Consider the following 21,301-nt stretch of genomic DNA (forward strand, 5'->3'; position numbering starts at 1 on the left):
GTTATTGCATCACTGTGATCACGGTGGTGTCGTCAAGGCTGCCCGGCAGAGTCTGCGTCCGGCCCACACGGCGCACGGCGGTGCCGCCCATGGCATTGAGGAAGGGTTGCACACCCTCTTGATCACAGCCTTCGGGGGCCTCGCCGTTGACGTACTGCACTGGAATCACCCGCTTGGGATTCAACTGGTTCACCACCGCCGCGGCTTCTTCGGCGTTGTAGATCTTGCTGCCGCCGCCCACGCCGATGATCAGCACATCGGGGTTGCCCAGCAGCACCCGGTCAGCGGCGCTGAGTTCACCAGCGGTGGCACCAAGGTGGGCAAAGCTGAGGCCCCCTTGCTGCCAGCGCCAGAGGGTGGCATTGCCAAACCGACGTCCGCCGATCCGGTCGTGGGGGCTGGAAAAGCCCTCCAGGTTCAGGCCGCCGATGCGATACGACCCCGGTTCCGCCAGAAAGCGGCCGCCGGCGACGTTGCGGGCCCCCTCATCGGCAAGTTCGGAGTTGGCCAGCACAACGCCCGCCGTCAGCCGGGGTTCCGGCAGGCCAGCGGCACAACCCACCGACTTGTAGGGGTTGAGCAGCACCGACTGGCCGCCGCCCTGGATCAGCAGGGCCCGTTGCCCGTAGCTGCTAATCGACACTCCACCGCCCGCGAAGGCCGTAGATGTGAGGCTGATTGCCAGGCCTGCAGCGGCGGTCACAGCGGAACGCAGGACGGACATGGGCGGCAGTGAACTGGCTCTGGACGCTAACAGCGTTATCCCTCGGCTTCCCGCAGAAAGTTCGCCAGCAGTTGGTGGCCCTGATCGGTGAGCACGCTTTCGGGGTGGAACTGCACCCCCTGCAGGTGGTGATGCTCCCGGTGCCGCAGGCCCATGATGGTGCCGTCCTCGAGCCATGCGGTGACCTCGAGGCAGTCCGGCAGGGTGTCGCGTTCGGCGATCAGGGAGTGGTAGCGGGTGGCCGTCAGCGGTTGGGGAAGGCCGGCGAACACGCCGTCGCCCTTGTGCAGCACCGGTGAGGTTTTGCCGTGCATCTGCTGCTGGGCGCGCACCACCCGGCCGCCGTACACCTGGGCGATGGCCTGATGGCCCAGGCATACCCCCAGCGTGGGCACCGTTGCTGAAAGCTCTTTGAGGATGTCGAGGCAGACGCCCGATTGATCCGGGTCGCCAGGGCCCGGCGACAACAGGATCGCGTCCGGCTTCAGGGCACGGATCTGCTCGAGGCTGATGGCGTCGTTGCGATGCACCTGCAGATCCGCCGCCAGCGGATGCTGGGCGGCGAGTTCACCGAAGTACTGCACCAGGTTGAAGGTGAAGCTGTCGTAGTTGTCGATGACCAGCAGCATCAGCGAATCGGGAGTCAGAGCCCCAGGCGGAGCAGGAGCGGCGGAAGCAGGAGAAACAGAGCGATCAGCAAGGAGCTGATGGCAGCTGTCAGCACGGCGGCAGCAGCACAGTCTTTGGCGATGCGGGCCAAGGGGTGGTAGCGCCGGCCGATGGCCAGATCCACCACCGCTTCCATGGCTGTGTTCAGCAGTTCCAGCACCAGCACGGCCGCCACCGTAAGCACCAGCACGGCCAGGCGGATCAGATCCAGTTGCAGCCAGGCGGCCAGACCAAACACCACCACGCCCGTCACCACATGGATGCGGAAGTTGCGCTGGGTGAGGAAGGCATAGCCGAGGCCCTGGGCGGCATAGCGAAAGCTCGCCGGGAGGTCGCCAGCGATGCGCCAGCTGCCCCGTCGTCGCATTGCGTTGGGCACCATGGCCACCTCCTCCGATGCTGCATCTGCGGATGGGGTCCGGGGCGATTCGGTGGTCATCGGAACGGAACTCGGCATCCGCAGGCGCACGCCCGCTGGTTGAAGACTACCCGGGTTGTCCAGGCCATCCATCCGCCAGAAGCCCCTCCTGCAGGGCGAGCATCGCCGCGAGGCTGTCGTCATCGGGATGGTCCCAGCCCAGCAGATGCAGCAGGCCATGGCTCACCAGCCAGCGCAATTCCCGCTGCAGGCTGTGGCCCTGCTCCTGGGCCTGTCGCCGGGCCGTCTCTAGGGAAACGACGATGTCCCCCAGTTCGATGCTGGGGCCTTCCATCCAGTTGCCGGCGTCGTCGAGGGCTGCAAACGACAACACATCCGTGGGGCCTGCTTTCTGGCGCCAGGCGTTGTTCAACGCCGCAATGCTGGTGTCGTCGGTGAAGCGCAGCCCCAGGCTCAGCTCCTCTGCCGCCCGAACCAGGGTTGGGCAGTTGAGGCTCAAATCCCCGCAAACGCGGTTCAGCCAATGCTCCAGCTGCTGGCGCCAGGCCGTTTCATCAAGCAGATCAGTGCTATCGGAGGGTTGCAGCACCGTCCCCTCCAAATCCAGTGCGAGGTCGAGCTCCATGCCTAGCCCGGCAGCGTCGGTCGCCCCAGCCAGGCCACGAGGGTGATGAAGCCGAGGAATCCCATGGCGGTGAGGCCGAAGTGAAACAGGCTTTTGCTGCCCTTGCGCACCATGTTGCGCATGGCCTGTTTGACGAAGCTCGGCGGTGGGGTGCTCTCGCTGGCCATGGGATCAGGAATCGGCGTCGGCGCCGGGGCTGTCGACACCCTGGCGTAAGGAGGCGTCGATGAAGGGGTCGAGGGCCCCATCCATCACCGCTTGCACATCGTTGGTTTCCTCGTTGGTGCGCAGGTCTTTCACCATCTGGTATGGGTGAAACACGTAGTTGCGGATCTGGTTGCCCCAGGCCGCTTCCACGATGTCGCCACGGATGTCGGCGATTTCGGCCGCCCGTTGCTCCTGGGCGATCACCAGCAGCTTGGCCTTGAGCAGGGCCATCGCTTTCTCCTTGTTCTGGAGCTGGGAGCGTTCCTGGGTGCAACGCACGGCCAGGCCGGTGGGGATGTGCAGAATCCGCACGGCGGTCTCCACCTTGTTCACGTTCTGACCGCCGGCACCACCGGAGCGTGAGGTGGTGACTTCGAGGTCCTTTTCGGGAATGTCGATGTCGACCTCCTCTTCCAGTTTCGGCATCACCTCGATGCCGGCAAAGCTGGTCTGGCGTTTGTCGTTGGCATTGAAGGGCGAGATCCGCACCAGGCGGTGCGTGCCCTTTTCGTTGCGTAGATAGCCGTAGGCGTAGCGCCCCTCCACTTCGATCGTGGCGCTTTTGATCCCCGCTTCCTCCCCTTCCGAGAGTTCGTCCACCGTTACCTTCATGCCGCGGTCTTCCGCCCAGCGGGTGTACATGCGCAGCAGCATCTGGGCCCAGTCCTGGGCATCCGTGCCGCCGGCACCTGCATTGATGCTGAGCACGGCACCCTCTTTGTCGTATTCGCCGCTGAGCAGACGCTCCAGTTCCCAGCGGTCCAGCCCCTGACGCAGCTGGTTCAGACCGTTCTGAGCCTCCTGCAGCAGGTCCTCGTCAGGCTCCAGCTCGTAGAGCTCAAGGGTGGCCTGGGCGTCATCGACAGCACCGCGCCATCCGGCCAGCTGAGACAGCTGTGCCTTCACCTCATCCAGACGCCGCATCTGCTTCTGGGCGTTCTGCTGGTCATCCCAGAAATCGGGCTGGGCCGCGAGTTGTTCGAGATCCTGTTGCCTGGCGTTCAGTGCAGGAACGTCAAAGACAGTCCTGGGCATGGCCCAGGCGGTCAGTGAGCTCGGAGAGGTCGCGTTTGAAGTCGGTGAGATCCAGCAAGGACTCGGTCCTGATCAGCCTCTGACGCTATCAGCGCAGTTGCTGCATAGGATCCGACCACTGGCATCACCAACGCAATGGCCAAGGTTGAGATCTACACCTGGCGCACCTGCCCGTTCTGCGTCCGCGCCAAGGGGCTCCTGGATCGCAAGGGGGTGAGCTACACCGAGCACAGCGTGGATGGGGATGAGCCCGCTCGCGATGCGATGGCGGCCCGGGGTGATGGTCGCCGCAGTGTTCCGCAGGTTTACATCGATGATCGCCACATCGGTGGCTGTGACGATCTCCATGCCCTGGACCGCGCCGGTGAGCTCGATGCACTGCTGAAGGCCTGATCGATGCGCCAGCTGTTCGTCCTGGATCCGCTGGGGCAGATCAATCCAGCCAAGGATTCCTCCGCTGCGCTGATGCAGGCCGCCCATCGCGCCGGCGATGATGTGTGGGCCTGCACGCCTTCCGATCTGATTGCCCGGGGCGATGAACCCCTCGCCATCGCCCTGCCGGTGACGCCGGAGCCCTGGATCACGGCTGGGGCGGGCGAACGTCAGGTGCTGGCTGGATTTGACGTGATCTGGATGCGCAAGGACCCGCCGGTGGATGAGGCGTATCTCTACGCCACCCATCTGCTGGAGGTGGCGGAGCGGGCTGGGGTGCGGGTGCTCAACCGCCCCAGTGCGCTGCGCAGCTGGAACGAAAAGCTGGGGGCGTTGCGCTTCAGCCGTTGGATGGCCCCCACGCTGGTGGCGGGGCGGGTCTCGGAACTGCTGCTGTTTGCCCAGGAGCAGCAGGAGATCGTGCTCAAACCCCTGGGGGGCCGCGCTGGGCTGGGGGTGATTCGGGTGAATGGCCAGGCGCCGGGCTTGAAGGCCCTGCTGGAGCTGGTGACGGAGCAGGAACGCCTGCCGGTGATGGCCCAAGCCTTTCTGCCGTCCGTGAGCGAAGGCGACAAGCGCATCCTGCTGGTGGACGGCGATCCCCTGGGGGCGATCAACCGGCGCCCCTCAGCGGGGGAGTTCCGCAGCAATCTGGCCGTCGGCGGCCAGGCGGAGGCCACGGAGCTCACCGAGCGGGAGCGTCAGATCTGTGCTGCCCTGGCCCCGGCGTTACGGGCGGAGGGATTGTTCTTCGTCGGCATCGACGTGATCGGCGGCATGCTCAGCGAAATCAACGTCACCAGCCCCACCGGGGTGCGGGAAGTGGAGCGGCTGATGAACCAGCCCTTGGCCGATCAGACGATCGAGCGGTTGCGTGCGCTGGTCTGAAGCTCCAGCTGGTCCGCCAGCACCGCCAGCTTTAGCCCCACTTCCTGCAGCTCCCGCTCGGCAACGGACCCCCGCACCAGGCCGGCTCCGGCGGTGAGGTCCAGCTCGCAGCCCCGGGCATGGCCGCAGCGGATCGCCACCCGCAGTTCCGCATCACCGGCACTGTCGATCCAACCGATCGGCGCGGCATAGCTGCCGCGTTCGAAGGGTTCGAGGGTGCGCAACCAGGCCATCGCATCTCGGCGTGGCAACCCGGCAACGGCGGGGGTGGGGTGCAGTTGTTCGGCCAGCGCCAGCACGGGCTGGCCCTGGGTTTCCGCCGTGATCGGGGTGTGCAGGTGGGTGAGATTGCCGTGACGGGCCAGTTGGGGTTGGCGGCGGCGGCGCGGGGTCAGTCCGTTGCGGCGCAGTTGGTCGGTGATGGTTTCCACCACCAGCTCGTGTTCGCGGCGGTCCTTGTCGGAGCGCAGCAGCTGAGCGCCGGAATCCCCCTGCCCCGCCGTACCGGCCAGGGCGTCGCTGCGGAGCCATCCGGCGCGCAGGCTGAGCAAACGTTCCGGCGATGCACCGAAGAAGGCATCCCCGGCGTGGCGCTGCCAGAGGAAACGGCAGCTGCCGGCCTGCTGCCGCCGCAGCCGTTTCAGCAGCGGCAAGGGGTCGAAGGTGTGGGCCAGAACAATGCGGTGCCGCACGGCCAGCACCAGTTTGTGCAGGTCGCCGCTGTTCACCAGATCGATCCCGCGGGTGAGGGCTGCGGCGTAGCGCTGCCGCCAGGTTTCCGCTTTCGTCGCCGCCACCAGCGCCTGGGGCTTCAGCGGGCTGGCCATGACCGGCGTCTGGAGCAGCTGCTCGTGCTTGAGCCAGAGCTGTTCGGCCAGCACGCGGCAGTCCGCCGCACTGCCCACCACCCCGTTCAGCCGCAGCCAGCCGCGGCGTCCCTGACGGCTGAGCTGCCAACGGGGCAGCACCGCCTGCACCGATGGCACCACCGCTTCACTGCGGCGGCGCTCGCTCACCTGATCGAAGAAGCGGAAGCGCAGCAGCACCCGGGGGCGCGCATGGGCCGGGCTGCCTACTGCGGTGTCGTGGAGGCGACTGAGGCAGAGGTCGGCGAAGCGCTGGGCCTGCTCAAAGCGACGGCTGCCCGCCAGCTCCAGCTCCTGGCAGGGCCCTGCGGCAGCCAGGCAGAGGCCCGGCGCGCTGTCCCACAGCACCTGCAGGCTTTCCTGTTCCGCCAGCTGCGGCAAGGCCAGAAGCGGGTCGATCCCTTCGATCGGCAGGGCCAGACTGAGCAGCGCTTCATCGCCGTCACAGGCCAACCATCCCCGCTGGGCAGCGGAGAGGAGGGTGCTGAAACAACAATCAGCCGACATCCGCGGCGTTTCCGACCAGGGTTACTGCTCAAATGTATGGGTCTTCGCCCTGTGGGAACGGGTCCTGTCCATGTCTGAGCCGCAGGCTGTCGCATCCCGTTACGCCGACCGGCGCCGTTTGTGGAAGGCAGCGATCAAGTGGCCGATGTATTCCGTCGCCGTGATGCCCGTGCTGCTGGCGGCTGGATGGCAGTTCGGGGTGGCGGGCTCCCTGCGATGGCTGCAGTTGGGGGGCTTTGTGCTGGCGGCCATCCTGCTGTTGCTTTGGGAAAACCTCAGCAACGATGTTTTTGATGCGGCCACGGGTGTGGATGCCACCGGCAAGCCCCATTCCGTGGTGAACCTCACCGGCCGCCGCGACCGTGTCGCCCAGGGAGCGACCGCTGCGCTGGTGTTGGGGTTGCTGGTGATGGGCGGGTTGGCCTGGAACAGCAGCGGGGCGGCGTTGGGCCTGGTGCTGGTCTGTTGCGGCCTGGGTTACGTGTACCAGGGGCCCCCGTTCCGCTTGGGTTACCGCGGCCTGGGTGAGCCCCTGTGTTGGCTTGCCTTTGGCCCCTTTGCCACCGCCGCCGCTCTTGTGGTGCTGCAGCCCATGGGGGCAGCGTCGATTCCTTGGGGCACCGCCTGGGTGTTGGGGGCCGGCCCCGCGCTGGCGACCACCCTGGTGTTGTTCTGCTCCCACTTCCATCAGGTGGAGGAGGACGCCGCCCACGGCAAACGCTCGCCGGTGGTGCGTCTGGGCACGGGTCGGGCGGCGGCGTTGGTGCCCTGGTTTGTGGCCTTGACCTTGGCGCTCGAGTGGGTGCCTGTGCTGCATGGCGACTGGCCCCCGACGGTGCTGTTGAGCGCCGTTGGACTCCCGGCGGGCGTGCAGCTGATGCGTCTGCTCCAGCGCCACCACGACAGGCCGGAGCAGATCAGCGGCTGTAAGTTTCTGGCCTTGCGCTTTCAGGGCTGGAATGGTCTGGGGCTGAGTGCGGGCCTGGCTCTGGCGCGCTTCTGGACTGGCGGATGACGCTCCGGCTGCAGCGTCGCCGCTTCCGCTTTGCCCTGCTGCAGCCGCTGCGCACGGCAGCCGGCGAGCTGCGGGAGCGCTGTGGCTGGTTGCTGCGGCTGGACGACGGTCAGGGCGCCGTGGGCTGGGGCGAAGTGGCCCCGCTCCAGCAGCATCAGTTCACGGCCTGTGAGCAGGCTCTCGCGTCGCTCCCGGACGAGCTTCCGCAGGCTCAGCTGGAGGCTGTGTTGCGGAAGGTGCCAGGGGCGGTCGGTTTTGGTCTTGGCGCGGCGCTGGCTGAGCTGGAGGGCGTTGTGTGCGCTGCCTCACCCCAGGGCTGGCTGAAGGCCCCGCCGCCGGCGCTGTTGTTGCCGGCTGGCGAGGCCATGCTCACGGCCCTGGCGGCTGAGGAGGCGTCGGCGAGTGGTCTGGAGGGACGCACCTTCAAGTGGAAGGTGGCCGCAGAGTCGGATCCTCTGGAACGTCAGCTGCTCGAGCAGCTGCTTCAGCGGCTGCCGCCCACGGCCCGGTTGCGTCTGGATGCCAACGGCGGTTGGGACCGCAGCACGGCCCAGGCCTGGATGCAGCGGTTGCGCGATGACCCGCGCCTGGACTGGTTGGAGCAGCCGCTGGAGGTGGAGGATCTGCCCGGCCTGGAGCAGTTGGCGGCGCTGGGGCCGGTGGCCCTCGATGAATCCCTCGACCAGCAGCCGGAGCTGCGCCGTAGCTGGAGGGGCTGGCAGGTGCGCCGGCCCGCGCTGGAGGGAGATCCCCGCCTGCTGTTGCGGGAGCTTCAGGCGGGGCTGCCCAAACGCATGCTGAGCACGGCGTTTGAAACCGGCATTGCTCGGCGCTGGCTGGAGCATCTGGCCGGTCTTCAGGCCCAGGGCCCCACGCCGGTGGCACCGGGCCTGGCCCCCGGTTGGACACCATCTGGAGCCTTGTTCTCCAACGATCCAGAGCAGGTCTGGGCCGCGGCGGCATGAGCGAGTTCGAGCGGCTGGAGCAGCAGCTGGCGGCAGGGCAGTGGGTGCCCCTCTCGCCTGAGGTGGACGCAGCCCCCATTGCTCAATTGCCGCCGGGGCCAGGGGTGGTGGTGCGCAGTGGTGGCAGCGGTGGCGGCAGCCGTTGCTGCGCCCAACCGTCGCTGCATCTGGATCGTTCAGCCGCCGCCACCGCCCATTGGTTGACGGGCATTGGCGTGGACCCCGCCTCCACCCTGCTGCTCAACCCACTGCCGCTGGCCCATGTGAGTGGTCTGATGCCCTGGTGGCGCGCCCGCTGCTGGGGCGCGGCGCATCAGCAGCTGTCGCCTGGGTTGATGAAAACCCCCACCGAATTGCTCGCGTTCTGTCGGGGCCTGCCCACCTGGGGCAAGAACCCTGCCGTGTTGTCGTTGGTGCCCACACAGCTGGCGCGGCTGCTGGCCCATCCAGACGGCGTGGCTGTCCTGCAGCAGTTGCAGTTGATCTGGATCGGTGGCGCTGCTCTCCCGGCTCCATTGGCGGATCAGGCGCGTGCTTTGCAGCTGCCGCTCGCGCCCTGTTACGGGTCGACGGAGACGGCGGCAATGGTGGCGGCCCTCGCACCGGCACGATTTTTGGCCGGTGAGCCGGGGTGTGGGGACCCGCTGGTGGATGTGGAGCTGCGGCTGGCCGCTGATGGGGCGCTTGAGGTGCGCACTGATCGGTTGGCCCTGGGCCGTTGGCAGGAGGATCAGCCCGAGGGTTGGGAACCGCTCAGGGATGCCAATGGCTGGTGGCGCTCCGGTGATCAGGCCGCGTTGGCCCCAGGCCTTCAGATTGTGGGGCGCATCGATGGCGCCATTCACTCCGGGGGGGAAACAGTGTTCCCCGAGCAGCTGGAGCAGCGCTTGATGGCGGCTCTGCAGGCGATATCGCTTCCGGTGAGTGCCGTGCTGTTGCTCGGTGTTGATGATCCGGAGTGGGGGCAGCGGCTGGTGGCGCTGGTGGGCAGCACTGACGCTGCGGTGCTTCAGCGCCTTGCGGCCCTCACGGGGGCCTGGTCGCCGGCGGAGACGCCACGGCGTTGGCTGTTGTGCCCCGAGTTGGCCCCCTCGGCCTTGGGAAAATGGCAGCGCCAGCGCTGGCGGGAGTGGTTACAGCGGTTGGATTCGGCCGAGGCTTGAGGCTTCCAGCCAACGGTCCACGCCATCGGGCAGGGCACAGCGCCGACGGGTGTGGGCGTCGATGGCCACATGGCGCAGGCAGCCGCAGGCGACCAGCTGGTCCTCCAGCCGCACCTGGCTGTTCACTTCAAAACTGCTGGGATCGAGCCGTTCTGTGTCCAGATGGATCAACAGTTTGTCGCCCACCTGCACGGGGGCGCGGAAATCGGCATGGCAGTGCACGATCGGCAAGGCCACGCTGGGTTGTTTTCCGCGGCCGCCGGGGAAGACTGAACCCGCCGGCAGGCCAAAGCGTTCCAGGCTTTCTTCCCAGGCCTGGTGGCACCAGCCCAGCAGCTGCTGAAAGTGCATCACGCCGGCGGCATCGGTGTCGCTGAAGCGCACGGTTCGGCTCAGCTCCAGCCAGGGGGCAGAGGTCATGGCCATGTGTTGTTGAAGCCGGTGCCGACTGTCACCCTGACAGAAATTCAGCCCGAACCATGGCCGCGCCGATCGCTCATGAGCCTCCGTCCATCCAGAAGGCCTGGCAAGCCTTCCTTCAGCACATCCCTGTGGTGCTGGTGATTTGGGTGGGCTCCATCGTGCTGTCGCTCGTTGGTGTTCTCGCTTATGCCCTGATCATCGTTGTGGTTTCCGCGACCCTTGGCAACAGCGAGGTGGCGCTGGGCTTCGGGGCGGTTCTGGCCCAATTGGTTCAGCTGCCCTTCTCGCTTCTGGTCAGCCTGTTGTCGGTGTTGCTGGTGGCTGTCCCTGCCGTCTACTACGAGCGCGGTGAGGTGGTCACGATTTCGGCGGCCGCTCAGCTGCTCACCGGCCATTGGTGGCGTTATCTCCTCGCAGGCCTGTTCTTTTCGCTCGCCATGACGATTGGCTTTCTGCTCTGCATCCTTCCCGGCATTGCGGTTGCGCTGGTTGCTCCGGTGTTTGTGAATCGCATCTTCGTCACCGACATGGGCATCGGAGAGGCGTTCGCCCAGTCGTTTCAGGTTGTGTATCGCTCGGAGAACGGGTTGAGCTTCGTTGGGCTTGAGGTGTTGACGGGCATGGTTGTGGCGTTTCTGGCCCTGTTGACTTGTGGCCTGGGCGGTTTTGTGGTGATCCCCATGGCCAGCTTCTTCCTGCAGAACGTTGCCTATGAGCGCGGTCTGTTGCGTTGAGGGCTTAGCCGCCGGGCCAGTTGTTGGTGCTCAGGCGCAGTAGCCAGTAGCTGATCAACGCTCCACCAATGATGGGAAGGGGCCAGACGGGCAGGCCCTTGGGGATGATCCGCCGTTGCTTGAGGGCCTGAATACTCCAAACCAACAGTCCCACAGCCGTGACTGGGCCGAAGAGATGCCATTGCAATGATCCGTTCAGATCACCGGTGAGGGCTGCCGCCGTTGCGCGGGTCAGAAAGCAGGTGGGGCAGGGCACCCCTGTGAGCTCACGAAGCGGGCAGCTCAGGCCGGGAAGGCCCGGATGAAGGCCCTTCAGCCATAACGTGCCCGTCAGGGTCGCGGGAAGCACGTAACCCGTGCGTTGCAGTCGACGAAGAAAACGGTTCAGAGCTTGATGCCACTAACCGGTCTTGTCACAGTCTGCTCGGTGCTGCCGCAACAGGTGATGGACGTTCTGATTCGAGCCCTGCTGGCCCATGTCTATGTATGGACCTTGGTTCTCGCCCTACTGCTGTCTGCCCTGCAGACCCGACGGGGCTGGCGGCTTGAGCGATGGGCCGAGGCCTCGCTGCTTTGGATCGCCTTTTGGGTGCTGGGCGTCGCCGGCGTTTATGGGTTCATCGTGCACATTGCCTTTGGCCCCTTCATTGCTGAGCAGATCGGCTGGCCCAACAGTCCCTTCCAGAATGAGGTGGCCTACGCCAATCTGACCATCGGCATCCTGGGCCTCACCAGCTTCTGGTATCGACGTCGCGACTATCTGCTGGCAGCCATGGTCGCTTTTGGCAGCTGGTTCTTTGCCGATGGTGTAGGCCATGTGGTGTCGTTGTTGGTGGACAACAACACCGCACCCTCCAATGCCGGTTCAGTGCTTTACACCGACTTGTTGACCCCTTTGTTGGTGGTGCTTTTGCTTTGGCTCAGCCGGAAAGAGCGTTGCAGGTTGCATTGATCAGCGATCCACGGATCCCATGATCACGTCGATGGACCCAAGAATGGCCATGATGTCGGCCACCTTGTGTCCTTTGAGGATGTGGGGAAGGATCTGCAGGTTGTTGCTGTCGGCAGCGCGGATCTTGAAGCGCCAGGGGGTGACATCGTTGTTGCCCTGGATGAACACACCGATCTCGCCCTTGCCGGATTCCAGGCGGGTGTAGAGCTCGCCGTTCGGAATCTTGAAGGTGGGGGCCACTTTCTTGGCCACGTACTGGAAGTCGAACCCGGCGGCGTCGCTGCCTTTGCCTTCGTTGAGGCGCTTGGCCTCGAGATTTTCGGTGGGGCCGCCGGGGATCATGTCGCAGGCCTGGCGCAGGATCTTGAGCGACTGGCGCATTTCCTCGATGCGCACGCGGTAGCGGGCGTAGCAGTCGCCTTCCTTTTCCCAGGCCACCTGCCAGTCGAAGTCGTCGTAGCACTCGTAGTGATCCACCTTGCGCAGATCCCAGGGCACACCGGAGGCGCGCAGCATTGGGCCGGAGAGGCTCCAGTTGATGGCGTCCTGCTTCTCGATCGTGCCCAGGCCCTCGATCCGGCGACGGAAGATCGGGTTGTTGGTGATCAGCTTCTCGTATTCGTCGATCTTGGGACCGAACCAGTCGCAGAAATCGCGACATTTTTCCAGCCAGCCCCAGGGCAGGTCAGCGGCAACGCCGCCGATGCGGAAATAGTTGTTGTTGATCAGCCGCTGGCCAGTGGCGGCTTCCCAGAGGTCGTAAATCATCTCCCGCTCCCGGAAGATGTAGAAGAACGGGGTCTGGGCCCCCACGTCTGCCAGGAAGGGTCCAAGCCAGAGCAGGTGATTAGCGATGCGGTTGAGTTCCAGCATCAGCACCCTGATGTAGCTGGCCCGCTTGGGCACCGGGATGTCCGCCAGCTTCTCCGGGGCATTCACCACGATGGCTTCGTAGAACATGCCCGCCGCGTAATCCATGCGGCTCACGTAAGGCACGAACATGACGTTCGTACGGTTTTCAGCGATCTTCTCCATGCCCCGGTGGAGGTAACCAATCACCGGTTCGCAGTCGACCACGTCCTCACCATCGAGGGTGACCACGAGCCGCAACACCCCGTGCATCGAGGGGTGGTGGGGCCCGAAGTTCACCACCATGGGCTCCGTGCGCGTTTCCAGCTGCGTCATGGGAGCGGTGGTCCGATCGATGAGTAGATCTTAAGGAGTCTTCGCCTGTGGCTTGTGCCCCCCTTCAGCCATGTGCCCGTGCTGGCCGATGCGGTGCTGGATGCGGCCCGGCAGATCCCGCGGCCGGAGGGCCTTTTGATTGACGCCACCCTCGGTGGCGGCGGCCACAGCGCCCTCTTGCTGGACCAGCATCCCCGCCTGCGCCTGATCGGCCTGGACCAGGACGCCACGGCCCGGGCCGCGGCGGCGCAGCGTCTGGCTCCCTATGGAGATCGTGTCTCGATCGTGGCCACCAACTTTGCCGACTACGTGCCGCCCGAACCCGCCGTGATGGTGCTGGCGGATCTGGGGGTGAGCAGCCCCCAGCTGGATGTGGCGGAGCGGGGCTTCAGTTTTCGCCTCGATGGTCCCTTGGACATGCGGATGAATGCAGGCGGCGCGGGGGAGACCGCGGCTGAGCTGATTGACCGCCTGGAGGAGAACGAGCTGGCGGATCTGATCTATGGCTATGGGGAGGAGCGGCTCTCCCGCCGAATCGCCCGGCGGATCAAGGCCGACCTCAAGGACAAAGGCGCCTACAGCGGAACGGCAGCCTTGGCCTATGCCGTGGCCGGTTGTTATCCCCCCAAAGCGCGGCGGGGGCGGATTCACCCGGCCACCCGCACCTTCCAGGCCCTGCGGATTGCGGTGAACGATGAACTGGGAGTGCTGGATCGCCTGCTCCAGCAGGCTCCCGATTGGCTGGAGCCTGAGGGTCTGCTGGGGATCATCAGCTTCCATTCCCTGGAAGACCGCCGCGTCAAGACCGCCTTCCTGCGGGATGAGCGCTTGCAGCGGATCACCCGCAAGCCGGTGGTGGCCACCAAGCAGGAGGAGGAGGCCAACCCCCGCAGCCGCAGTGCCAAATGGCGGCTGGCCCAAAGGCTCAGCGGTTGCTGAGCAGGCCGCTGTTGTCGTCCTGGCCGAAGAGTTGTCGGTAGGCCGCGCCGGTGATGCAAACGCAAACCGGAGCAGCGGCCACAAGCCCCACCAAACAGGCCAGAACCCCCAGCAGCAGGATCAGCGCCTGAAGGATCAACAGCCCCAGCACTTGCCACCACTGGTCCTGCACCACAGTGATGCCCCGCTGGATCGTGGCGATCGGGTTCAGGTCGTCCAGCAGGGCAATGAAGCCCAGGAAACTTTGGTTCACCTGGATGTAGATCACGAACAGCATCCCGATGGCCATGGTCAGCAACGCCAGGGGGCTGCGGCTGAAATTGAGCCCCAGCTCCAGGGCAGCCGCCCTGCCCGCCTCCGCCAGCTGCGGGTCGTTGGGGTCCACCGTTAAGGCCAGATTCATCCAGGGACCAAGAACGCTCCAGGCATCGGAGGCATTGAGGGTCACGACGATCACCAGCAGGGCGATGGGCAGCAGCAGAAGTGTCAGCGCCACCTGCCGGCTGCACAGGCGCCAGATAGCAGTGCCGTTCCAGTGGGTGAAATCGTTGAAGCTGGGGACGGTGCCCTCCAGGGCCATCCAGGAGCCGCGGATCAGGCCGACGCCGCCCCACAGGTTCACCACAGCCGACAGCAGCGGACCCAGGAGAGGAAGGACATTGGCCACTTGGGCCAGCAGTGAGCTGAGCAGCACAAAACCCACAAAGGTCATGGGGGCCAGGCGAAAGGCATGCCAGCCGTCCTGGACGGCGCTCCCGACGGAGAGTTCGGCCCTGCTGTCCATGGATTCAGATCTGTCGACTGGAAATTAAAGGGATCAGACCTGGGCCGCAGCGGCGGCGTCACCGATCGCCATCACGGCCTGGCGGATGTCTTCAGGTGTGGTGTCGCGCCCCAGGCTGAGGCGCAGGGAGGCTTCCGCTTCGGCACGGGTGCGGCCGATCGCTTGCAGCACGTGGGACGGGGCACCGTTGCTGCAGGCGGAGCCACTGCTGCAGGCCAGCTGCGGGCGCAGGGCCCGGTGCAGACGGCTGCCATTCACCCCGGGCAGGCTGATGTTGAGGTTGTGGGGCAGGCGCGGCTCCATGGCTCCGTTGAGCAGCACGCCGGGGAGCCGCTGCTGCAGGCCCTCCCAGAGCTGATCCCGCAGGCCTTGCAGCCGGCAGTTGCGCTGATCCCGGTCTTGCAACGCGCTTCGGGCTGCGGCCGCAAACCCCACGATCAAGGCGGTGGGCAGGGTTCCGGCCCTTAGCCCCTCCTCTTGGCCGCCCCCCCACTGCAGCGGTTCGATCACGATGCCGTCGCGCAGCACCAGCGCGCCGATGCCCTTGGGCCCGTAGAGCTTGTGGGCACTGAGGCTGAGAAGGTCAACGCCCAGGGCATCGGGGTTGAGCGGCACTGTCCCGAAGGCCTGAGCCCCGTCGCTGTGCAGGGTGATGCCATGGGACCGGCAGAGGGCACCCAGCTGCTCGAGTGGTTGGAGCACGCCGATTTCGTTGTTGGCTGCCATCACGCTCACCAGCCGCGTTTCGGGGGTGATCGCTGCCTCCAGCTGCTGGGGGGTGATCAATCCATCGGGGCCTGGCGCCAGCAGGGTGACGCTGAACCCTTCCCGCTGCAGTTGCTTTAATGGATCGAGCACGGCGTGGTGTTCGGTGGCCACGCTGATCAGATGCCCCTTCCCCAGGGCGCGGGCATGGCCCAGCAGCGCCAGGTTGTTGGCTTCGGTGGCACCACTGGTGAACACCAGCCGTTCCGGCTTCACCCCCACCGCCTCTGCCAGCTGGCGCCGTGCCATCTTCACCGCCGCAGAGGCGCTGAGGCCGAGCCGATGCTGACGGCTGGAGGGATTGCCCCAGTCCGCACTCCAGAAGGGCGCCATCGCCTCTACCACCTCAGCCGCACAGGGGGTGGTGGCCTGGAAATCAAAGGCGAGAGCCGAGCCGCTCAGGACGAGTCAGGCAGATGTTGCGATCATGGTGCTGCATTGCGTACAGCACCGGCATGGGTCTGCGATTGCCGATGGCTCTGCTGGGCTTGGGCTGGCTGCTGAGCGCGCAGCCCGCCAATGGTTTCGATCGTGAGCAGGTGCTGGAGCAGATGCGCCAATCGCGCCCTGCTGATCTCAAGGTGTTGCTTGAACGACCGGCCCCCGTCGGCACCCTCTCGATCGGGATCTACGGGGTCAAGCCAACGCCGTCGGATCCCAACACCCGCAGCTACCGGCTCTGGGAAGAGTCGGCGTCGGATCTGAACGTCTATGTCGAGAGCGTCAACTGTTCCACCGCCAAACCTCTGCGAGTGAAGCGCACGGCGTTGTTGGTCTACGTGCGCACCCTCAACCCCGGCGGCCCGATCACCGATATCAACCGGGAAGATCACCTGGTGTGGTGGGCGGCTTGCGTGCCCGAGGTGGCGGGAACCGACCCTGCCACGTTGCGCCAGAAGGCCCTCGATCTGGGCTTTTCAACCCTGATTCCCGAACGGCAGGAGCAGTTTCCCGCACTGGCCCGTTGAGCTTGCTCTCCATACATTGCAACCAGAGCGATTCCGGCCATGAGCGACGCGCCCACCCCCACCGCTGAATCCGCAGAGGCCGCGGCGCCCGCCCCGCGCCTGTTGCTCGTGGACGATGAGCCGGGGCTGCGGACAGCGGTGCAGGCCTACCTGGAAGACGAAGGCTTTGATGTGTCCACCGCAGTGGACGGGGAAGAGGGTTTCAGCAAGGCCCAGCAGATGCTGCCGGATGTGGTGATCAGCGACGTGATGATGCCGCGGCTCGATGGCTATGGGCTGCTGCAGAAGCTGCGCGCCGATGAACGGCTTGGCGGTACTCCGGTGATCTTCCTCACGGCCAAGGGGATGACGGCTGACCGCACACAGGGCTATCTGGCTGGGGTGGACGACTACATCCCCAAGCCCTTCGACCCTGATGAGTTGGTGGCGCGGGTGCGCAACGTGGCCCAGCGTCAGCAACGGCTGCTGCAGGAAGCGGCCCGCTTTGCCGACACGGATATGGGTCAGATGGCCAAGCAGATCACCGAGATCCGCTCGCTGTTGGCCCAGGCGGAAGCCCTGCCCTCCACCGAGCCCGTGGTGCACAGCTTCACGCCGCGGGAGGCGAGTGTGCTTCAGCTGGTGGCAGAAGGCTTGATGAACAAGGAGATTGCCCGTCAGCTGGAGACCTCGATCCGCAACGTCGAGAAGTACGTGAGCCGCTTGTTCAACAAGACGGGCACCTCCAGCCGCACGGAACTGGTGCGCTATGCCCTGGAGCACCGTCTGGTGACTTGAAGTCTGGCTGGCGCGAGGCCGCGTTCAACGACGGCTGGACCTACCGCGACCGGGTGCCGCTGGCCGATGCCGGCCTGCTGGTGAGTGCATGGCTGGCACATCGCTACCGCCACTCCGATGCGGCGGTGTGGCGGCAGCGGATTGCGGCTGGCGAGCTGGATTGGAATGGTGAGCTTCTCAGCAGCGATCGAGCCTTGCAGGGTGGGGACACCCTCTGCTGGCGGCGTCCCTCCTGGGTGGAGGAGGCGATCCCCGATCAGTGGCAGACCATCCACGACGACGGTGATCTGTTGGTGATCAACAAGCCCTCGGGCTTGCCGGTGATGCCCGGAGGTGGTTTTCTGCGCCACACGCTCACGGCCTTGCTCGAACCAACCGGAGCCCGGCCTGTGCACCGCCTGGGGCGCTTCACCTCCGGTTTGCAGGTGTGTGCCCGCACAGCGCACACCCGCGCCCTCTGGTCGAAGCAGTTCCGTCCGGAGGGTGGTTGCCGCAAGGTGTATCAGGCCTGGAGCCAGCGGGTGCCTGGCTTGGAGCTTGGGCAGTGCTTGAGGGTGTGCAGTGATGTGGTGGAACGGCCGCATCCGTTGTTGGGTTGGATCTGGGGGCCGGAACCGCTCGACAATGGGCCGATCCGTAAGCGGCTCTCCGCCCATTCTGTGCTGGAGTTGCTGGAGCGAACGGCAGCGGGCGATCGCCTGCAGGTGACGATCACCACAGGGCGGCCCCATCAGATCCGCATTCATCTGGCGCAGCTCGGCAGTCCGCTGCTGGGGGATCCGCTGTATCTCCGCAATCGTGAGATTTCAGCAAGCGCAACCCCCGGGGATGGTGGCTACCGGCTGCATGCCTGGAGGCTGGATGGCGGAGAGTTTTCTCTGCAGTCTTCTTTTTCCATCGATTGGGGGATTCTCTAGGTCCGCTCAATCCCTCGCCTGAGGGAAGTTTAATTGCAACTAATATGCGACTCGATTCATATTTGGTCGTATTTATTTAAGTTTATATGGCCTCTTTTAGTGGCTTTTAAGAAAGAATGATGCTTGAATTTTGATGATTTAAACGAGTTAGGAATTGTTGTTTTGGCGCTGCAAGGATCTGTTTCAGGCAGTCTTTATTGGGGAGGTATGTCAGGTCAGTTGACCCTTGTCAACTCCGGTGACACCCCTCTGACGGATTGGTCCTATACCTTTCGTACTACGCAAAAAGATGTTCAGGTTTGGTCGTCCAGCTATGACGTTGTTGATCTGGGGGATGGCACTTACGAGGTGACCGTTCGCCCCCCCGAGTGGGGTGCGTCTATTCCTGCCGGTGACTCCCTCAGCCTGAGTTTCAACGCCGTCAGCGTGGATCTGCCCACCAGCGGACCATTGACGGACGAGATGTTCTTTGCTGATGCATCTGTTGACGTCTCAGTGCCTGAAACTGAGCCGGACACGTCTCCCGACTCTCAGCCCGAACCGGACTCTGCTCACGAGCTCGAGCCCGAATCTGAACCAGCACCTGAGTCCCTGCAAGAGGTTGAAGCTCCAACCAGCGATGCACCAGCGCGCGTCTTCAAGGTGGATGTCTATTCAGGGGAGGTCAGCGACTTCCGCCCCGGCATCGACCGTCTCGACTTTGGCGGTCAGTCTGTTCACAACTTGATCCTCGGCAAAACGGAAGAGGGCTACGTCACGTTTCTCAGCCCCTGGAATGACACCCAGAAGATGACTCTCGTGGGAGTGACCTACGACCAGCTGGCCCTTGATGATTACGGCGTTGTCGGTAACGAGCACCTGCGTCAGGACCTGGGTGGCGTTGTGTCTTGGGAGTTGGGTATTGGCCAGAAGGATCCCAACACCACTTACATCCGTTCGCACGAGTACGGCAAGGTCGAGACCATCACCGACTTTGATCCGACCACCGACAAGATCAGCTTTCTCTATTACGGCACCCGCGAGCGTCTTTCGGTGACGCAGGACGGTGCCGATTTGGTGATTTCAACCGAACCCACCGGGCAGACCTTCATCTTCCAGAACACCAACCTGGCTGACATTCCTGGGGCCAGCCTGGAATTCCACTTCGACCAGATCGTCGAAGACAACCTCGAGATCCCCTTTGGTCGCTCGGTGGACTCGTTGACCCTCAAGGACCGCACGTCTTTGCTGACCCCTGCAGCGCCTGACGGTGAGCTGACGGATGGTTTCCAGACCCAGTCGGGCGATGCGGCGGTGAATGAGCAGCCTCCCCACGACAGCCATTCCATGGGTGACGACGGCTCCATGGACATGGATCCAGAGATGGAGATGGATGGCGAGATGGGCATGGATTCCGGCATGGACATGCCCAGCGATTCCGAGCCATTAAGTCCTGAGCCTTTGGTTGAGACTGAACCCAGTGCTTCCGGCTTGGTGGTGTCCGCCACGATCACTGGTGGTTGGTCGGGGACCTTCGCTGGCAATGTCACGGTGACGAACACCACCGGTGCTTCGGTCGGAACCGACTGGACGGTGAGCTTTGTCTCTGATGCACCCTTGAAGACCGTCAGTAATTTCGAGTTCACCAACACGCTCCGTGACGATGGCCGTTATGTCGTCACCTTGAGTCCCAAGTCTTGGTCAGCTCCTTTGGCCGCCGGTTCGGCCCAGAGCTCCTACTACCAGGGTTCCGGAGACTTCGTTGATCCGAATCAGGTGTTCGACCTCGGCTTCACGAGCGCCGAGGTGCCTCAGCAGCAGGCTGAGTTGGAGACTGATCCGTCTGTGATGGAGCAGCAGCCCGAAGCTCCCCAACAACCCGACTCCAGCGATGGTGTCGAGCCCTTTGATGGCGATACAACGGCCATTGAGGGCGCCACCCCGACCGAAGACACACCTGTAACGGAGAGCGGCACCGTCATCATCGACTACGAACGCCCCAATGGCACGACTGACAAGCGGGTGGTGACCTACTTCGAGGAGTGGGGCATCTACAGCCGTGACGTGAATCTGTCGGACGTCGACGGCCAGTCGATGACCCACATGAACTACAGCTTCTTTGATGTGAGGGCGGATGGGTCGATCACTCTGTTCGACGAATTCGCGGCCCTCCAGAAACGATTTCCTGAGGCCGATCAGGTCAGCCGCACCTTCAGCTCCAGTGAGTACGCCGCCATGGCACCGGAGCTGCTCGACATCTATGAAAATTCAGGGCGCTACACCACCAGCCAGAACGGTGATGCCATCACCGTGACGTCGGTTCCGGTGGGTTGGAACGGCGTTGGTACCAACGATGCCGGCAACTTTGAGCAGTTGCGTCGTTTCAAGGAACTCAATCCGGAGGTCAACCTCGGCTTTGCCCTAGGCGGTTGGACGCTGTCGGATGAGTTCAGCACCGCCTACGCCACCCAGGAGGGTCGCGACAAGTTCGTCAGCGAGACCGTGCGCATTTTCGAGACCTACGACTTCTTCACCGTGGTCGATTTCGACTGGGAATACCCGGGCGGCGGTGGCAAGGCGGGCAATGCAGTCTCCGCCAGCGATGGGGCGAACTTTGAGTTGGTGTTGCGCGACCTGCGCACGGCTCTCGATGATCTCTCGGCCCGCACCGGGCGTGACTTTGAGGTGTCGGTAGCCACGGCGGGTGGCCAAGAGAAGCTGGCCAACCTCAATCTCCAAGGGATCGATCCTTACGTCGATTTCTACAACGTGATGACCTACGACTTCCACGGTGGATGGGAGAACGTCACTGGGCATCAGGCGGCCATGACCGGTGATGCCAACAACTACGACGTCACGGGAGCGGTCGACGTGTTCGAGAACGCGGGGATCGAGCTCAGCAAGGTTGTGATGGGTGCCCCTGCCTACACCCGCGCCTGGGGGAACGTTGCTGATGGCGGAACCTTCGGCTACCAACAGCCCGGCTCCGGGCCTGATTCCACAGGGTCCTTTGAGGCGGGCATCTACGACTACAAAGATGTCCTCAACGACGTCATTACGGGGACGCGCAACCTCTACTGGGACGACGACAACAAGGCGGCGTTCCTCTACGACGGAGACGAGTGGAGCTCCATGGAAACCACCGCCACCATTGCTGGCAAAGCGGCCTACGTGGAGGAGAAGGGGTTGGGCGGAATGATGTTCTGGGCCCTCAGCAACGATACTGAAGGCGAGGCCAGCCTGGTGGAGGCTGCCGATGACCTGCTGCGCAAGGGGGCGAGCTATGCCGAGGTGATCGAACGCGCCCCTGAGTTCGATGCGATTATTGGCGGCAATGGCGATTTCAGCCTGACGGATTTCACCGGCCTGGTTTGATCCGAATCTCCCTTGAGCTGAGGGAGGG

At 64.4% G+C, this 21,301-nt stretch carries 24 protein-coding genes; 12 read left to right on the forward strand and 12 right to left on the reverse strand.

From position 1 onward, the window contains the following. Position 1 precedes the first annotated feature (1 nt). The 6 genes from KR52_RS03665 to prfB all read right to left on the reverse strand — a co-directional run bounded on the left by KR52_RS03665 (position 2) and on the right by prfB (position 3,697). A complete protein-coding gene (locus KR52_RS03665; protein ID WP_038552605.1) occupies positions 2-724 on the reverse strand; it encodes an MBL fold metallo-hydrolase in 723 nt (240 codons plus the stop codon). Between the two features lie 35 nt (positions 725-759). Next, the gene (locus KR52_RS03670) at positions 760-1,353 is read right to left on the reverse strand and encodes an aminodeoxychorismate/anthranilate synthase component II (RefSeq protein ID WP_038552608.1); all 594 of its coding nucleotides are present in this window, start codon (positions 1,351-1,353) and stop codon (positions 760-762) included. 14 nt (positions 1,354-1,367) lie between these two features. Further along, complete coding sequence (locus KR52_RS03675) at positions 1,368-1,775, reverse strand: diacylglycerol kinase family protein (protein ID WP_253912467.1); 408 nt, start codon at positions 1,773-1,775, stop codon at positions 1,368-1,370. A 103-nt stretch (positions 1,776-1,878) separates the two neighbouring features. Then, complete coding sequence (gene ybeY, locus KR52_RS03680) at positions 1,879-2,397, reverse strand: rRNA maturation RNase YbeY (protein WP_038552610.1); 519 nt, start codon at positions 2,395-2,397, stop codon at positions 1,879-1,881. A gap of 2 nt (positions 2,398-2,399) precedes the next feature. After that, positions 2,400-2,564: a DUF3285 domain-containing protein gene (locus KR52_RS13540; RefSeq protein WP_071840165.1), complete on the reverse strand. Its 165-nt coding sequence runs from the start codon at positions 2,562-2,564 to the stop codon at positions 2,400-2,402. 4 nt (positions 2,565-2,568) lie between these two features. Further along, a protein-coding gene (prfB, locus tag KR52_RS03685; RefSeq protein ID WP_156957578.1) for a peptide chain release factor 2 occupies positions 2,569-3,697 on the reverse strand; the annotation gives its coding sequence in 2 pieces (ribosomal slippage) (positions 2,569-3,621 and positions 3,623-3,697; 1,128 coding nt in all). A gap of 77 nt (positions 3,698-3,774) precedes the next feature. On the opposite strand from prfB, the gene grxC reads away from it, so the two are divergent. Continuing rightward, a complete protein-coding gene (gene grxC / locus KR52_RS03690) occupies positions 3,775-4,032 on the forward strand; it encodes a glutaredoxin 3 (protein WP_038552616.1) in 258 nt (85 codons plus the stop codon). A 3-nt stretch (positions 4,033-4,035) separates the two neighbouring features. After that, on the forward strand, positions 4,036-4,959 hold the full coding sequence (gene gshB / locus KR52_RS03695; protein WP_038552619.1) for a glutathione synthase: 924 nt from the start codon (positions 4,036-4,038) through the stop codon (positions 4,957-4,959). Here gshB and KR52_RS03700 read toward each other — a convergent pair. Beyond that, on the reverse strand, positions 4,926-6,332 hold the full coding sequence (locus KR52_RS03700; RefSeq protein ID WP_038552622.1) for an isochorismate synthase MenF: 1,407 nt from the start codon (positions 6,330-6,332) through the stop codon (positions 4,926-4,928). The genes gshB and KR52_RS03700 overlap by 34 nt on opposite strands. 70 nt (positions 6,333-6,402) lie before the next feature. Here KR52_RS03700 and menA point away from each other — a divergent pair, with 70 nt between their 5' ends. The 3 genes from menA to KR52_RS03715 are packed head-to-tail and all read left to right on the forward strand — an operon-like array spanning position 6,403 to position 9,475. Then, the gene (menA, locus tag KR52_RS03705; RefSeq protein WP_038552625.1) at positions 6,403-7,347 is read left to right on the forward strand and encodes a 2-carboxy-1,4-naphthoquinone phytyltransferase; all 945 of its coding nucleotides are present in this window, start codon (positions 6,403-6,405) and stop codon (positions 7,345-7,347) included. After that, on the forward strand, positions 7,344-8,312 hold the full coding sequence (gene menC, locus KR52_RS03710; protein WP_038552628.1) for an o-succinylbenzoate synthase: 969 nt from the start codon (positions 7,344-7,346) through the stop codon (positions 8,310-8,312). Before menA ends, menC begins: the two co-directional genes overlap by 4 nt. Further along, positions 8,309-9,475, forward strand: a complete 1,167-nt coding sequence (locus KR52_RS03715) for an AMP-binding protein (RefSeq protein WP_038552631.1) — start codon at positions 8,309-8,311, stop codon at positions 9,473-9,475. Before menC ends, KR52_RS03715 begins: the two co-directional genes overlap by 4 nt. Here KR52_RS03715 and KR52_RS03720 read toward each other — a convergent pair. Further along, a complete protein-coding gene (locus tag KR52_RS03720; RefSeq protein ID WP_038556799.1) occupies positions 9,446-9,895 on the reverse strand; it encodes a thioesterase family protein in 450 nt (149 codons plus the stop codon). The two genes, KR52_RS03715 and KR52_RS03720, sit on opposite strands and share 30 nt — an antisense overlap. 59 nt (positions 9,896-9,954) lie before the next feature. Here KR52_RS03720 and KR52_RS03725 point away from each other — a divergent pair, with 59 nt between their 5' ends. Further along, positions 9,955-10,632: a hypothetical protein gene (locus tag KR52_RS03725; RefSeq protein WP_038552634.1), complete on the forward strand. Its 678-nt coding sequence runs from the start codon at positions 9,955-9,957 to the stop codon at positions 10,630-10,632. Between the two features lie 4 nt (positions 10,633-10,636). On the opposite strand, the gene KR52_RS03730 is transcribed toward KR52_RS03725, so the two are convergent. After that, the gene (locus tag KR52_RS03730) at positions 10,637-10,981 is read right to left on the reverse strand and encodes a DUF2752 domain-containing protein (protein ID WP_253912446.1); all 345 of its coding nucleotides are present in this window, start codon (positions 10,979-10,981) and stop codon (positions 10,637-10,639) included. A 78-nt stretch (positions 10,982-11,059) separates the two neighbouring features. Between KR52_RS03730 and KR52_RS14895 the strand changes: the two genes are divergently transcribed. Continuing rightward, on the forward strand, positions 11,060-11,584 hold the full coding sequence (locus tag KR52_RS14895; RefSeq protein WP_216725536.1) for a DUF6790 family protein: 525 nt from the start codon (positions 11,060-11,062) through the stop codon (positions 11,582-11,584). Here KR52_RS14895 and KR52_RS03740 read toward each other — a convergent pair whose 3' ends face one another. Beyond that, on the reverse strand, positions 11,585-12,769 hold the full coding sequence (locus KR52_RS03740; RefSeq protein WP_038552639.1) for an NAD(P)H-quinone oxidoreductase subunit H: 1,185 nt from the start codon (positions 12,767-12,769) through the stop codon (positions 11,585-11,587). A gap of 54 nt (positions 12,770-12,823) precedes the next feature. Here KR52_RS03740 and rsmH point away from each other — a divergent pair, with 54 nt between their 5' ends. After that, positions 12,824-13,708, forward strand: a complete 885-nt coding sequence (gene rsmH / locus KR52_RS03745; protein WP_038552642.1) for a 16S rRNA (cytosine(1402)-N(4))-methyltransferase RsmH — start codon at positions 12,824-12,826, stop codon at positions 13,706-13,708. Here rsmH and KR52_RS03750 read toward each other — a convergent pair. Together KR52_RS03750 and KR52_RS03755 are read right to left on the reverse strand one after the other, a co-directional pair. After that, positions 13,695-14,492 (reverse strand): hypothetical protein, encoded by a 798-nt coding sequence (locus KR52_RS03750; protein ID WP_038552645.1) that lies wholly within the window; start codon positions 14,490-14,492, stop codon positions 13,695-13,697. The two genes, rsmH and KR52_RS03750, sit on opposite strands and share 14 nt — an antisense overlap. A 33-nt stretch (positions 14,493-14,525) precedes the next feature. Continuing rightward, positions 14,526-15,590, reverse strand: coding sequence for a cysteine desulfurase family protein (locus KR52_RS03755; protein WP_038552648.1), 1,065 nt, complete (start codon positions 15,588-15,590; stop codon positions 14,526-14,528). Positions 15,591-15,673: 83 nt separating this feature from the next. Between KR52_RS03755 and KR52_RS03760 the strand changes: the two genes are divergently transcribed. From KR52_RS03760 to KR52_RS03775, 4 genes are all read left to right on the forward strand, one after another. Beyond that, complete coding sequence (locus tag KR52_RS03760; protein ID WP_051834264.1) at positions 15,674-16,225, forward strand: hypothetical protein; 552 nt, start codon at positions 15,674-15,676, stop codon at positions 16,223-16,225. 39 nt (positions 16,226-16,264) lie between these two features. Continuing rightward, positions 16,265-17,002: a response regulator transcription factor gene (locus tag KR52_RS03765; RefSeq protein ID WP_038552655.1), complete on the forward strand. Its 738-nt coding sequence runs from the start codon at positions 16,265-16,267 to the stop codon at positions 17,000-17,002. Continuing rightward, positions 16,999-17,919, forward strand: coding sequence for an RNA pseudouridine synthase (locus tag KR52_RS03770; RefSeq protein WP_038552658.1), 921 nt, complete (start codon positions 16,999-17,001; stop codon positions 17,917-17,919). The genes KR52_RS03765 and KR52_RS03770 overlap by 4 nt, the downstream gene beginning before the upstream one ends. 207 nt (positions 17,920-18,126) lie before the next feature. Next, entirely contained in the window at positions 18,127-21,273 is a 3,147-nt protein-coding gene (locus KR52_RS03775) for a glycosyl hydrolase family 18 protein (RefSeq protein ID WP_051834265.1), read from the forward strand. The last annotated feature ends 28 nt before the right edge of the window (positions 21,274-21,301 follow it).

This window comes from Synechococcus sp. KORDI-52 (assembly GCF_000737595.1).
Taxonomy (GTDB): domain Bacteria; phylum Cyanobacteriota; class Cyanobacteriia; order PCC-6307; family Cyanobiaceae; genus Parasynechococcus.

Coding starts and splice junctions, on each gene's coding strand:
- KR52_RS03665 (WP_038552605.1), bottom strand. CDS start 724: ATGTCCGTCCTGCGTTCCGCTGTGACCGCCGCTGCAGGCCTGGCAATC.
- KR52_RS03670 (WP_038552608.1), bottom strand. CDS start 1,353: ATGCTGCTGGTCATCGACAACTACGACAGCTTCACCTTCAACCTGGTG.
- KR52_RS03675 (WP_253912467.1), bottom strand. CDS start 1,775: ATGGTGCCCAACGCAATGCGACGACGGGGCAGCTGGCGCATCGCTGGC.
- ybeY (WP_038552610.1), bottom strand. CDS start 2,397: ATGGAGCTCGACCTCGCACTGGATTTGGAGGGGACGGTGCTGCAACCC.
- KR52_RS13540 (WP_071840165.1), bottom strand. CDS start 2,564: ATGGCCAGCGAGAGCACCCCACCGCCGAGCTTCGTCAAACAGGCCATG.
- grxC (WP_038552616.1), top strand. CDS start 3,775: ATGGCCAAGGTTGAGATCTACACCTGGCGCACCTGCCCGTTCTGCGTC.
- gshB (WP_038552619.1), top strand. CDS start 4,036: ATGCGCCAGCTGTTCGTCCTGGATCCGCTGGGGCAGATCAATCCAGCC.
- KR52_RS03700 (WP_038552622.1), bottom strand. CDS start 6,332: ATGTCGGCTGATTGTTGTTTCAGCACCCTCCTCTCCGCTGCCCAGCGG.
- menA (WP_038552625.1), top strand. CDS start 6,403: ATGTCTGAGCCGCAGGCTGTCGCATCCCGTTACGCCGACCGGCGCCGT.
- menC (WP_038552628.1), top strand. CDS start 7,344: ATGACGCTCCGGCTGCAGCGTCGCCGCTTCCGCTTTGCCCTGCTGCAG.
- KR52_RS03715 (WP_038552631.1), top strand. CDS start 8,309: ATGAGCGAGTTCGAGCGGCTGGAGCAGCAGCTGGCGGCAGGGCAGTGG.
- KR52_RS03720 (WP_038556799.1), bottom strand. CDS start 9,895: ATGACCTCTGCCCCCTGGCTGGAGCTGAGCCGAACCGTGCGCTTCAGC.
- KR52_RS03725 (WP_038552634.1), top strand. CDS start 9,955: ATGGCCGCGCCGATCGCTCATGAGCCTCCGTCCATCCAGAAGGCCTGG.
- KR52_RS03740 (WP_038552639.1), bottom strand. CDS start 12,769: ATGACGCAGCTGGAAACGCGCACGGAGCCCATGGTGGTGAACTTCGGG.
- KR52_RS03750 (WP_038552645.1), bottom strand. CDS start 14,492: ATGGACAGCAGGGCCGAACTCTCCGTCGGGAGCGCCGTCCAGGACGGC.
- KR52_RS03755 (WP_038552648.1), bottom strand. CDS start 15,590: ATGGCGCCCTTCTGGAGTGCGGACTGGGGCAATCCCTCCAGCCGTCAG.
- KR52_RS03760 (WP_051834264.1), top strand. CDS start 15,674: ATGTTGCGATCATGGTGCTGCATTGCGTACAGCACCGGCATGGGTCTG.
- KR52_RS03765 (WP_038552655.1), top strand. CDS start 16,265: ATGAGCGACGCGCCCACCCCCACCGCTGAATCCGCAGAGGCCGCGGCG.
- KR52_RS03775 (WP_051834265.1), top strand. CDS start 18,127: ATGTCAGGTCAGTTGACCCTTGTCAACTCCGGTGACACCCCTCTGACG.